The following is a 12,040-nucleotide window of genomic DNA, read 5'->3' as shown; positions in this document are numbered from 1 at the left end:
CTGAAGCTGGACCGTTGGCAATCATTCCTTCGGTGATTTGGCGCCGTACTTCGAACGGGACTGACGGCGGTCCTTGACCCCTGCGGTGTCAAGAGTTCCGCGAATGATGTGATACCGAACTCCGGGGAGATCCTTGACGCGACCACCGCGGATCAGCACAACCGAGTGTTCCTGCAGGTTGTGGCCGATACCGCCGATGTAGGCGGTGACCTCGAAACCGGAGGTGAGGCGCACACGGGCCACTTTGCGCAAAGCCGAATTGGGCTTCTTGGGCGTGGACGTGTACACACGGGTGCAAACACCACGGCGTTCGGGGCAGGCTTTCAGAGCTGGCGATTTGGTTTTCGCCTTTGAGCTCTGGCGCTCGGTCCGGATCAGTTGCTGAATGGTTGGCATCGACGGTCGCGTAGCGGCCGGAGATCCGACCTGTTCGACAATCCATCACAATACCGGTTCGACCTGCCTGAACTGATCAAAGGCGGCTGAAAGCGCTGCCGCAGGCACAGCAACGCACTGCATCGTTGCTCAGGATCAGAAATCCACCGCCACTGATGTCGCTGCGGTAGTCCAGCGTCAGCCCTTCCAGCAACGCGTGCTGGGCATCGGGAACATGCAGGGTGACTCCCTCTGATCTGGCAACCGGTGTTCCGCTCAGCTGGCCTGGCTGTAGACGAATGACATTCCGTTCACAGTGCCCTGCCGTGAGATCCAGATGCATCACTCCTGGGGTGCCTGCAATTGCCGCCTGTCGCCCCAGTTCGGCGGCTGCAGTGGCGGTGATTTGCAGCGTGGCGCCCATGGAGCAAAGCTCAGGAGAGACACCAGTTTGCCAGCCGTTGTTCAACGACCGTTCAACGACGAACCAGTCCCAGACCGTTCTGAACCCTCGGTGTCACACCGCGTCCGGTCATGACGGTCCGATTGGCGGCAAGCAGTGTGGTGGAGCTGCCACCGTCAAGATTGAGGGCGTCGAGCATTCCCAGCTGCTGAAGAGCCAGTGTCGTTTCCAGCAGCGTGGGATCAGTGCCTGTAGTGCCCTCGAGTGTCAACAGCCACACACGACTGCGGTCCTGGGCGACGACCGTGCGTGGAGCTGAAAGGGACAGGAACCCGGCACTGAACCCTTCCTGGCGACCCCGCAGAACCACCTGACCGTTTTTCAGCAGGAGTGGACCACCCGCCAGCACCTGAGGTTGCTCTCCAACTGGAGTGGATGGCCGCAGACTGATACTGACCCGATCACCGGGTTGGGCGGGAAGCGGCGCTCCAGCGCGCGAAACGATCAGCGAGACTCCGGGTGTCAGAGGAACCCCCCGACTCAGTTCGGCGCGATCGTGCTGGCTAACGGTGACTCCTTCCTTCACAGTGATGGCCTTCTCCTCGCCGCTCAGGGCTTTGTAGACCGGACCCCATGCACGGGTGTAACGACTCAAGCCGCGCTGGACGTAGCCACTGTTGAGAAAACCCAGGCCCCAGCGACGTCCTCCGTTGACCTGCATGGACTGGTCCAGGCGCAGACGATTGAACAGAAGCCTGTTCCCTGCTGTCCAGCCGATCGCTCCGCGGTTGAGTATCGGTCCGGAAAGCCAGGTCCCATCGACACGAAGGGCGCCCAGGGGAAGCTGACGAACCCGATTGAAGAATCCCCCATTGACGGCCAGCAAAGCCTGTTCAGGCTGGGCCAGTTGGCTCAGAAATCGAATCCCGGTTTGTGCTCCTCGAGCGGCCAGTGGTCGAAGCTGGAGAGATTGGCTGTTGAAAGGAACGCCTGCCCTGTAAATCTTCACCGGCTTGACCCCTACACGAACCGTGCGGGTGTCCAGCACCAGTCCGTTGCCACTTTCCGCCTGGATCTCTGGATTGAGCAGAGCTGACCGCAACGCATTCCCTGTGGAACGGACTCGGGTGGCGCGCGAGCTGCTCAACCCATCGATCACAAGCCGCCAGGGTGATGCAAGCGTGAGCGTCGGACGATCGGCACTGCCCTGGAGTCTCAGACCCTGCCTTTCGCGCTTGGTTTTCAAGCCGATCTCACGCAAACGGGCTTCCTGGGCTGCTGTGATCGAAACCCCGAGTAACAGGTCATCGTTCTGACGTTGCAGTAGTGCCGGACCGCTGAGATCGAGCACCAGCCGCCCTGCTGTGCTGCCGCGCCCCTGACGCAGATTCTGGACTCTGGGAGCTTGCAGCGAGATTGAGAGGACACCGTTTCGACGGCTGGTCGAAACATTCAATGCCTTCAACCAAGGTGCTGCGTCAACCGCCACCTCATCGTCGAGGGAGCGCTTGGCCAGAGCCTTTAAGGGGATGCTTTGACCGAACCACTCCAGTTCCTCCCCCGCTTCAGTGGCCACCCGCTGGAAGCCGAGTCGTCCGATCAGCAGATCCAGTGGAATCCAGAGCTGCTCAGGTGAGCGTTGGTCGTTTCCGACCCACTGCCAGGCCCCCTTGGATAGGAAGCCTCCAACCTTGACTTCGGTACCGCTGTACCGACCGGCTGTGCGCACTTCGGCAACCGGGACTGGAGGAGGAGGCGGCAAGAACATGCGTAGACGCTAGCCGGGGTGGCCAATCCTTAGGATCGAATTTGCTCCGTGCTGGATGTTGAATCCAGAGCGGCGTCAGCCCGACTCTTATCCAGGTCATGACTCACCTCTCCGGCTCCTCCTGGCCTTACAGCGACAGCGCTGCGCCCCAGGCGGTAGCCGGTGAGAAGGATGCCTGTGGAGTGGGATTCCTGGCCCAGATGCAGGGGCAACCCAGCCATTGGGTTCTGGAGCAGGCCCTGCGTGGCCTTGGCTGCATGGAACACCGCGGTGGCTGTGGCGGTGACGCTGACTCCGGAGATGGTGCTGGCGTTTTGTGTGAAATTCCATGGGCTTATCTCAGGGCGATCTGGCCTGAAGCTGCTGATGCCCGAGGGCTGGGAATGATGTTCCTCCCCACAGATGCTGAACGACGTCAGCAGGCTCGCCAGTTCTTTGAAGAGGAAGCCGCTGCGCTTGACCTGCAGTTCGCCGGATGGCGCGAGGTGCCTGTCGACTCGGCAGTGCTTGGGCCCATGGCTCGTGAAACGGCTCCGGTCATTGAGCAGTGGCTCGTCAAAGGGGAGGCTGAAGGCGATGCCTTCGAGGCGCTGCTGCTGCGTCTCAGGCGCCGCGTTGGTGCCAGAGCCAGAGAAGCATGGGGGTTTGAGGGATCACGCGACTTCTATGTCGCTTCGATGAGCAGTCGAACCGTCGTCTACAAGGGCATGGTTCGTTCGGAAGTGCTCGCGCAGTACTACGCAGACCTGCGTGATTCCCGCTTTGAAGTGAGCTTCGCGGTATATCACCGGCGCTTCAGCACCAATACCCTTCCCCGCTGGCCGCTGGCTCAGCCGATGCGGTTGTTGGGGCACAACGGTGAGATCAACACTCTGCTGGGCAATCTCAACTGGGCCAAGGCATCTGAAGCCAGCCTCGCTGGAGTTTGGGGAGACGCCGCGGACGACCTCAACCCCGTGGTCAATCCCGCGTTTAGTGATTCAGCCAACCTCGACGCCACGCTCGAGCTGATGGTGCGCAGTGGTCGTTCCGTCACTGACAGCCTGATCACCCTTGTCCCTGAAGCATTCCGCAACCAGCCAGACCTCGATAGCCGTCCTGATGTGACGGCCATGTATGAATTCAACGCTGGCATCCAGGAGCCCTGGGACGGCCCTGCCCTGCTGGTGTTCGCCGATGGTAAACGTGTCGGAGCCACCCTGGATCGCAACGGCCTGCGTCCAGCGCGCTGGTGCTCCACAGAGGATGGCTTCGTGATCATGGGATCCGAGACTGGCGTCGTGGATCTCAGCGGCAAGACCGTGGTCCAGAAAGGTCGGCTCGGTCCCGGTCAGATGCTGGCGGTTGATCTGCAGACCGGCCAGCTCCTCGACAACTGGTTGGTGAAAGAAGACGCTGCTGGCCGTTTCCCCTACGGCGATTGGCTGAAGCAACATCGCCGCAACGTGGGGCCGCAACCCTGGACCCAGTCTCAGCAGGTCGGAGAACTCGACCTGCTGAGACTGCAGACCGCCATGGGCTTCACCGCCGAGGATTTTGACCTGATCATCGGAGACATGGCTTCCCTTGGGAAGGAACCCACCTTCTGCATGGGTGATGACATCCCACTGGCGGTGCTGTCTGACAAGCCTCATCTGCTCTACGACTACTTCAAGCAGCGCTTCGCTCAGGTCACCAATCCGCCGATCGATCCCCTGCGGGAACAACTGGTGATGAGCCTTGAGATGCATCTGGGTGAGCGTCGTCCGGCGTTGAAGCCTCAGGCGGACGCCGCTTCGGTGATTCACCTCGATACCCCGGTTCTCAATGAGGCTGAGCTGGAAAAGATCAGCCAGCAAGGTCTTCCCGTTCAGTTCCTGTCCACCCAGGTGGCGGTTGAATCCTGCACCGGTGGATTCCGAACCGTCCTTGATGCCCTGTGTCAGGCGGCAGAGCAAGCCGTGCACGCTGGGGCCCAGGTTCTGGTGCTCTCCGACCGCTTCGATGCCAATGCTGAATCCACACCACTGACTGCCACCACGGTGGCGATGCCAGCGCTTCTCGCCGTTGGCTCCGTCCACCACCATTTACTGCGCCGCAAGTTGCGGCTGCGCTGCTCAATCGTGGTGGACACCGCTCAGTGTTGGAGCACCCATCACATGGCCTGCCTGATCGGCTATGGCGCCAGTGCCGTTTGTCCATGGTTGACCTGGGAGACCACCCGCCACTGGCTTCAACACCCCAAAACAAAAAAACGCATCGAGCAGGGAAAGCTTCCCGACCTCAGTGCTGATCAGGTTCAGGCCAATGTGCGCATCTCTCTGGAAAACGGTCTCAGAAAAATTCTTTCCAAGATCGGCATTTCGCTGCTGGCGAGTTACCACGGTGCTCAGATTTTCGAGGCGATCGGGCTGGGTGCCGACGTGATCGAGACCGCCTTCAGTGGCACGACCAGCCGGGTTGCCGGCATGACTCTTGCGGAACTGGCAAACGAAACACTCTCGATGCATGCCAAGGCTTTCCCCGAGCTGAATCGCAGCAAGCTCGAGTTCATGGGCTTCGTTCAATACCGCAACGGTGCGGAGTACCACCGCAACAATCCTGAACTCTCCAAGGCCTTGCACAAGGCTCTGGCCCAGGGTCCCGGCTATGACCATTTCTCCACCTACAAGACGTTGCTGGAGAACCGTCCGGTGATGGCGCTGCGTGACCTGCTGGAGTTCAAGGTCGCCTCGACGCCCTTGCCCCTGGATCAGGTGGAAAGCGTTGAAAGCATCTGCACCCGTTTCTGTACCGGTGGCATGAGCCTTGGCGCTCTCTCTCGTGAAGCCCACGAGGTTCTGGCTGTGGCCATGAACCGCATCGGCGGTAAGAGCAACAGCGGTGAGGGTGGTGAGGATCCTGCTCGCTTTCAGGTGCTCACTGATGTGGATGACGACGGCAGATCCATCGCCTTCCCCAGCATCGGCGGGCTTCAGAACGGCGATACCGCCTGCTCTGCGATCAAGCAGATCGCCTCAGGCCGCTTCTGTGTGACGGCTGAATATTTGAGGAGCGGTAAACAGCTGGAAATCAAAGTGGCCCAGGGGGCCAAGCCAGGTGAAGGAGGACAGCTTCCAGGCCCGAAGGTGGACAAATACATTGCCTGGCTGCGCAACAGCAAGCCTGGAGTCGCTTTGATTTCACCGCCACCGCATCACGATATTTATTCGATCGAGGATCTGGCCCAACTGATCCATGACCTGCATCAGGTGCATCCTTCGGCGCCGGTCAGCGTCAAGCTGGTTGCTGAGATCGGCATCGGCACTATCGCTGCCGGTGTGGCCAAAGCCAACGCGGACGTGATCCAGATCTCTGGCCATGACGGAGGCACAGGAGCTTCCCCGCTGAGTTCGATCAAGCACGCTGGCGGTCCCTGGGAACTGGGCCTCACTGAGGTGCATCGCGCTTTGCTCGAAAACGGCCTTCGCGAAAGAGTTCTGCTCAGAGCCGATGGCGGTCTCAAGACCGGCTGGGATGTGGTGATTGCTGCGCTGCTCGGTGCTGAGGAATATGGCTTCGGTTCGATCGCCATGATCGCCGAAGGCTGCGTGATGGCTCGCGTCTGTCACCTCAACAGCTGCCCGGTTGGTGTGGCGACGCAGAAGGAGAACCTGCGTCAGCGCTTCACCGGAGTTCCTGAGCACGTCGTGAATTTTTTCTGGTATGTCGCCGAAGAGGTCCGTCAGCTGATGAGTCTGCTTGGTCTGGCTCGACTGGAGGATCTCATTGGTCGCAGCGACCTGCTGAAGCCAAGGGGTGTGTCTCTGGCCAAAACCAAGTGCGTGGATCTCTCCAGCCTGCTGGCACCGATCAGTGGTTCTGAAGATCGCTCATGGCTGATTCACAGTGCCGAAGCCCATGGCAATGGGCCGATTCTCGAAGACCAGCTGCTGGCTGATCCCGAGCTGATGGCTGCCATTGAGAGTCAGCGATCCATTCGTCGCACAGTGGAGATCATCAACACCGACCGGAGCGTTTGTGCACGTCTGGCCGGCGAGATTGCCCAGCGCTACGGCAATCGTGGTTTTCTGGGCCAGCTCGATCTCACCTTCCGCGGAGCTGCCGGCCAGAGCTTCGGTGCTTTTCTGGTTCAGGGTATGAATGTGCGCCTTGAAGGCGAAGCCAACGACTATGTCGGTAAGGGCATGAACAGTGGTCGCATCACGCTTGTGCCATCTGATTCCACAGCGAATCCCGGTGAACAGGTGATTCTCGGGAACACCTGTCTGTATGGTTCAACCGGTGGTGAGCTGTTCGCTCATGGGCGCGCCGGGGAGCGCTTCGGTGTGCGCAACAGCGGAGCCCGCACTGTTGTTGAGGGCGCCGGCGACCACTGCTGTGAATACATGACCGGTGGCGTAGTGGTGGTGCTCGGCAGCACCGGACGCAATGTGGGCGCCGGGATGACCGGCGGCGTCACATTCCTTCTGGATGAAGGCGACCGGGTCACTCCACGTGTGAACCCGGAGATCGTTGAGGTGTGCCCGGTCAGCACATCTGAGCAGGAGTCCACGCTCAAGGAGCTGCTCGAGCTTCATGTCGCTGCTACCGGCAGTGAGAAGGCTGTGGCTCTTCTGTCTGACTGGTCCGCCGCAAGAAGCCGGTTCAAGGTTCTGGTTCCGCCCAGCGAACGTGCTGCCATGGGGCTGGCCGATAAGCAGGCGGTTGCGGCCTGATCGAGCTCTCGCACCGTGCCCTGGTTCATCAAGACCGAAACGTTCACTCAAGAGACGGCCGCCCTGCCCATTGAGCAAAAGCGGCCTCACCTCGAGGCTCATCGCCGATGGGTGATGTCCCAGTGCGACTGTGGACGTCGTATCCACAGCGGATATCTGGTGGATGGCGAGAAGCGGCCCGGCGGCGGTGGACTGTTGATCTTTGAAGCCTGCAGCTTCGAGGACGCCCGCCGCTGGGTGCAGGCTGACCCGATGATTCAGTCCGGACTGGTGACCTGGCAGTTGCAGGAATGGATTCAGATCGGCGGTGATCAGCTCTGAATCATCAGCGTGGGTGGCTGATCATCAGGCGCTGCACTTCACCGGCGTGATAGCTGCTGCGCGTCAGTGGACTGCTCACCACCTGCAGACAACCCAGCTCGTCTTCCCCAATGCGCCGATAGCTGTCGAACTGTTCCGGAGTCACGAAGCGGTTCACCGGTAAGTGTCTCGGGCCTGGAGAGAGGTACTGGCCAATGGTGACAATGTCGACACGGTGGTCGCGCAGGTCGCGCAGCACCCCGATCACCTCTTCATCGTTTTCGCCGAGACCCACCATCAGACCGGATTTGCTGTACGACCTGGGCCATCCATCCCTGACCCTTTTCAGCAGTGCCAGAGAACGTTCGTAATTGCCCTGAGGTCTGGCTCTTCTGTAGAGCCTTGGCACCGTCTCAATGTTGTGGTTGAGCACATGCGGGGCAGCGTTCATCACCGTTGCCAGTGCATCCCAGTTCCCACAGAGGTCGGGGATCAGCAGTTCGATCGTGGTGAAGGGGGAGCGTTGTTTCACCTGTTCGATGCAGGCAACGAACTGACTGGCTCCGCCATCGCTGAGGTCATCACGGTTCACCGAGGTGATCACCACATGCTTCAGCTTCAGCCTTGACACCGCTTCACCAAGACGCTCCGGTTCGGTGGGATCCAGTGCTCGAACGCTCTTGTCGAAGTCAATGTCGCAGTAGGGACAGGCGCGCGTGCAGCCCGGACCCATGATCAGAAATGTGGCCGTTCCCCCGGCGAAGCATTCACCGATGTTTGGACAGCTCGCTTCCTGGCAGACCGTGTTGAGCTTGAGGTCAAGAAGCAGGTCGGCAACAGCTCCGATGCGTTCCCGCTGAGGGGCTTTGACGCGTAACCAGTCAGGTTTCAGAACTGAGGTCATCTTCTACAGTCGGGCCATCGGGATGTGGCGCAGCTTGGTAGCGCACTTCGTTCGGGACGAAGGGGCCGCAGGTTCGAATCCTGTCATCCCGACTGCACTAGGTCGTCATCAGCTCAGAGCGGCACCTGGGTAACCCCTGGGGGTCACCATGCGGCCGTCCTGAACGCGGCTGCTGCTGTTTCCTATTACCAGCACCGTAAGCATGTCCACGTCTTCAGGCCGCAGGTTGCCCAGGTTGTGGATGCTCACTTGCTCGTCGCTGCGACCGAGCTGGCGAGCCATCACCACAGGGGTGGTCAGTGGACGAGCGCAGAGCAGAATCTCGATGGCCTTTGCCAACTGCCAGTCACGTTCTCTGGACCGTGGGTTGTAAAGCGCCACCACAAAATCTCCGGCGGCAGCTGCCTCGATGCGTCGTTCGATCACCTCCCAGGGTGTGAGGCGGTCGCTGAGAGAGATGGTGCAGAAGTCATGCATCAGTGGTGCCCCTGCCCTGGCGGCAGCCAGCTGCAGTGCGGAGAGACCGGGATGCACTTGAAACTGAGGACGTTCTGTCTGAGGCAGGTCCAGCCAAAGCTCCAGCGCCAGCCCTGCCATGCCATAGATGCCGCTGTCTCCCGAGGAGATCAGAGCAACACGGGCGCCCTGGCGGGCCAGATTCAGTGCCTGTAAGCAGCGATCCCGTTCCCGGGTGAGTTGCCCGTCTAAGCGGACCTGATCACAGCGACGCAGCGGTTCAAGCAGATCTAGGTAAAGGCCATATCCCACCCAGAGGATGCAGCGGCTGAGCGCTTCGCGGGCATCGGCCGTGAGCAGTTGCAGTGACCCTGGCCCACTGCCGATCAGATGCAGTTCTCCTTTCCTGGGTGCGAGGGCGTGGGCAGCCTCTGCGATCGCCACCGTCACGGCGCCCTTCTCGCCGCCCTCGGCATGGAAGATCTGTTTGGCCTGCAAGAGCTGTGCTCCTTCTCCTGAGGCCAGCAGTGCTGAGGCTTCCGCAACAGATGCTGTGCCCATCTCCGCTTTCACCACTTCCGATGGTGTGGGCACGGCAACATCGGCGAGGGCAGTCGCGCCGAACAGCCGCAGAGGCCAACCACGCTGCTCAGAGAGTTGCAGCAAGGCCGGCTCGTCACCCTTGGCTTCAATGCTGCTGATGCCTGCCACGGCCTCCTTGGCCATTCCTGCGGATTCAAGAGAACGATCCACGGCTCTTTCAATCAGTTCAAGGCTGCTCAAGCGTTCGCAGCCGATGCCGATCCAGATCGTGGCTGGGTGCCAGCGACACGGAGCCCCATCGGTGCGCGGACCGATGGCGAGCCCCAATCCATGCTCGCTTTCTGCGGCAACTGCGAAGCCCTGCCCGGCGCCACTCCTGCGCCAGAGGTCTGATCCTGTCTGTTGAAGAACGTTGATCTGATGTCCAGAGGCCTGGGAGAGCATGAGCTCATGCCAGTCCTTCGGCGTGCCGCCACGCACCCATCCCCAGCCTTCACCGAAGGCGTCGAGAGCCAGTCGCTGCTGGCTCGCTCCATCACCGGTCAGCACGACCTGCCCCCCCAGTGCAGCTGCCAGCGCATGGGCAAGCTGTTCAGCTCCTGCCGCATGCCCACCAATCAGGGGCACGATCTTTGCACCGCGGGCGTCCATCACAACCACGGCTGGGTCGTTCTGCTTGTCGCTCAGCAAAGGAGCGATCAGGCGTGTGACTGCACCCAAGGCTCCGACCACGATCGTGGGCCCTCCACGCAGCCATTGGTCAGTGAGAAGTTGCGCAGCCGGTGCGACCAGCAAGTCGCTGGGAGGGGTCTGAAGTGCTGCGGCCGCCAGCGGTGTCAGTCCCATCCGATCAGCCTGGCCGGCCTGTCGCAGCTGCTGAAGCAGGGGCCAGGCACTCACTGACAGTCCCAATGCAAGTGAGGCTCCCATCGGCTGGATGGTGGTGGTGTTGACAGCGTTCAGGGCAAGCGGCCTCAGTGAATCAGCGCTGGGTGCCATCCTCGTTCACCAGCTCCCTGGCTGATCCTCCAAGGCTGCTGGTGATCCGCAGCTTTTCTGGCTCGGCTGCTGGTTCGCTCTTCCGGATCTCTGCTTCGGGAACAGCCTTTTCGGCTTTGCTGGTCTCCAGCGGCTCTTCTGTATCAGCCTCTGCCCGATCAGGCACCACAGGCAGCTCATCGTCAGCTTTGATTGCCTCAGAGGAGTCGATCTGCTGCTGGCTTGGATCAAGCATCAAGTCCGCAGCGCCGTCTGCGTCTTTATCCAAGGTTTGTCCAACAATTGTTTGTCCATCAACGGTTTGTCCCTCTGCTGTTTGGATCTCCGCTGAAGGATCGTCCTGAATGGACGCTTCAGGTTCAGAGTCAGTGTCGAGCGCAGTCTGTGGCGGGGTTGCATCTCTCTCAGCTGGCTGTTCCGGCTCGGGAATGGCGTCACCAATCAGGCGTGCCATCTGTTCATCGCTGAGGCTCGACTGCATCCAGATCGGACGGGTGCCGGGGAGAGCCACCGTGGCACGCAGTTGATTGTTGAAGACCGGTGTGATCGGATCACCAAGACCATCAAGCAGTTCCATCTGCACGCTTCCGTTTCTATTGCCCGCAGCTTTCAGCCAAAGGGCCTCCTGGCGGTCAACAAGAAAACTGTCGCCATCCACGCTGATCCTCAGCCTCCAGCGGCCATCACCCTCCCGCAGGTTCTGCAGCGGGGCGTTCCAGATCAGCCAGTCGATCAGCAGGGGATCATCGCTGCCGAGTTCGGCGGGGCTGACCACTGCAAGCCAGGGAGCATCCTGATCCGGCTGCGTTCCTGAAAGCTTCTGCAAGAGATTCAGTCGCCACTGAAGGCTGGCCCCCTGAGATTTCACAGCTTCACCCCAGGGCATGGCGGCGTAGGCCGTCAAGCGATGACTCCCCGGGCTGAGAGCAGGAAGCGTGATCTGAATTTGATCATTGTCGGCGTGGCTGAAACGCAGTGGTGGACCGTCGTCGATCTGGACTGCCACATGCGCACCAAGCCCCAGTTGTGGATCCTCGGCTAGCGGCCAATCCTCGATCCGTAACGAGAGCTGCACCTCCCCGTTCTTCAGCACACTGCCATCAGAGGGGCTGATCAGCCTGAGTCGGGGCGTATGGCTGCTCAGGGCTGCCTGCAGCTGCTGAACAGCTCCCGGGGGACTGACTTCCTGAAGTCGACCGGAAGGTGAAGAAACACTGATGATCTCTGAGGAGCGGTTTGCATCGCCAGAGCCGTCTCCTCCCCAGGGCCAGGCCTGAGCGGCTGCGGCGGGAATCACCATGATCCACAGGGCAAGCAGAGCCTGAAGCCAGTAATGGAGGTGGTACGTCCGGCCTGATGCCGCCATGGGGCAAAGCTTGAGTCGACTCATTCTGGGCACCGACGGAAGGGGTGCACTATTGGGAATGATTTGCATTAAATAGTTCGATATGTGTTGCCTGTTTGTGTTGCTCAACGTGCCTAATCGGTGTGTTCTCGCTGATGCTCGAGCTGATGCAGACCCCAGGTCTGGACAGGCCCGCGACCGGATTGAACCTTTGTAACTCCCTGTCGTGTGATGCCTGCTTCCCCTCCTA

At 60.5% G+C, this 12,040-nt stretch carries 8 protein-coding genes and 1 tRNA gene; 3 read left to right on the top strand and 6 right to left on the bottom strand.

All coding sequences use genetic code 11. The annotated features are described in order from the left end of the window. Positions 1–21: 21 nt before the first annotated feature. The 3 genes from rpsL to SIB58_RS12465 all read right to left on the bottom strand — a co-directional run bounded on the left by rpsL (position 22) and on the right by SIB58_RS12465 (position 2,546). On the bottom strand, positions 22–396 hold the full coding sequence (gene rpsL, locus SIB58_RS12475; protein WP_066904579.1) for a 30S ribosomal protein S12: 375 nt from the start codon (positions 394–396) through the stop codon (positions 22–24). 76 nt (positions 397–472) lie between these two features. Beyond that, positions 473–799: an AIR synthase gene (locus SIB58_RS12470; RefSeq protein ID WP_066904576.1), complete on the bottom strand. Its 327-nt coding sequence runs from the start codon at positions 797–799 to the stop codon at positions 473–475. Between the two features lie 52 nt (positions 800–851). Then, on the bottom strand, positions 852–2,546 hold the full coding sequence (locus SIB58_RS12465) for a phosphodiester glycosidase family protein (RefSeq protein WP_067326079.1): 1,695 nt from the start codon (positions 2,544–2,546) through the stop codon (positions 852–854). Positions 2,547–2,644: 98 nt separating this feature from the next. On the opposite strand from SIB58_RS12465, the gene gltB reads away from it, so the two are divergent. Together gltB and SIB58_RS12455 are read left to right on the top strand one after the other, a co-directional pair. Beyond that, complete coding sequence (gene gltB, locus SIB58_RS12460) at positions 2,645–7,243, top strand: glutamate synthase large subunit (protein WP_067326081.1); 4,599 nt, start codon at positions 2,645–2,647, stop codon at positions 7,241–7,243. A 15-nt stretch (positions 7,244–7,258) separates the two neighbouring features. Further along, positions 7,259–7,564, top strand: a complete 306-nt coding sequence (locus SIB58_RS12455) for a YciI family protein (protein ID WP_066904567.1) — start codon at positions 7,259–7,261, stop codon at positions 7,562–7,564. 4 nt (positions 7,565–7,568) lie between these two features. On the opposite strand, the gene lipA is transcribed toward SIB58_RS12455, so the two are convergent. Continuing rightward, positions 7,569–8,447 (bottom strand): lipoyl synthase, encoded by an 879-nt coding sequence (gene lipA, locus SIB58_RS12450; protein ID WP_066904565.1) that lies wholly within the window; start codon positions 8,445–8,447, stop codon positions 7,569–7,571. An 18-nt stretch (positions 8,448–8,465) separates the two neighbouring features. Between lipA and SIB58_RS12445 the strand changes: the two genes are divergently transcribed. Further along, a tRNA-Pro gene (locus SIB58_RS12445) sits at positions 8,466–8,539 on the top strand. Between the two features lie 16 nt (positions 8,540–8,555). On the opposite strand, the gene cobJ is transcribed toward SIB58_RS12445, so the two are convergent. Further along, complete coding sequence (cobJ, locus tag SIB58_RS12440) at positions 8,556–10,376, bottom strand: precorrin-3B C(17)-methyltransferase (RefSeq protein ID WP_066905002.1); 1,821 nt, start codon at positions 10,374–10,376, stop codon at positions 8,556–8,558. A 52-nt stretch (positions 10,377–10,428) separates the two neighbouring features. Beyond that, a complete protein-coding gene (locus SIB58_RS12435; RefSeq protein WP_231884150.1) occupies positions 10,429–11,835 on the bottom strand; it encodes a hypothetical protein in 1,407 nt (468 codons plus the stop codon). Positions 11,836–12,040: the final 205 nt, after the last annotated feature.

It is taken from the genome of Synechococcus sp. MIT S9504 (assembly GCF_047497135.1).
In the GTDB taxonomy this organism is placed as follows: Bacteria; Cyanobacteriota; Cyanobacteriia; order PCC-6307; family Cyanobiaceae; genus Synechococcus_C.
Note: the sequence above shows the minus strand (reverse complement) of the source record. Positions and strands in the feature narration are given on the sequence as shown.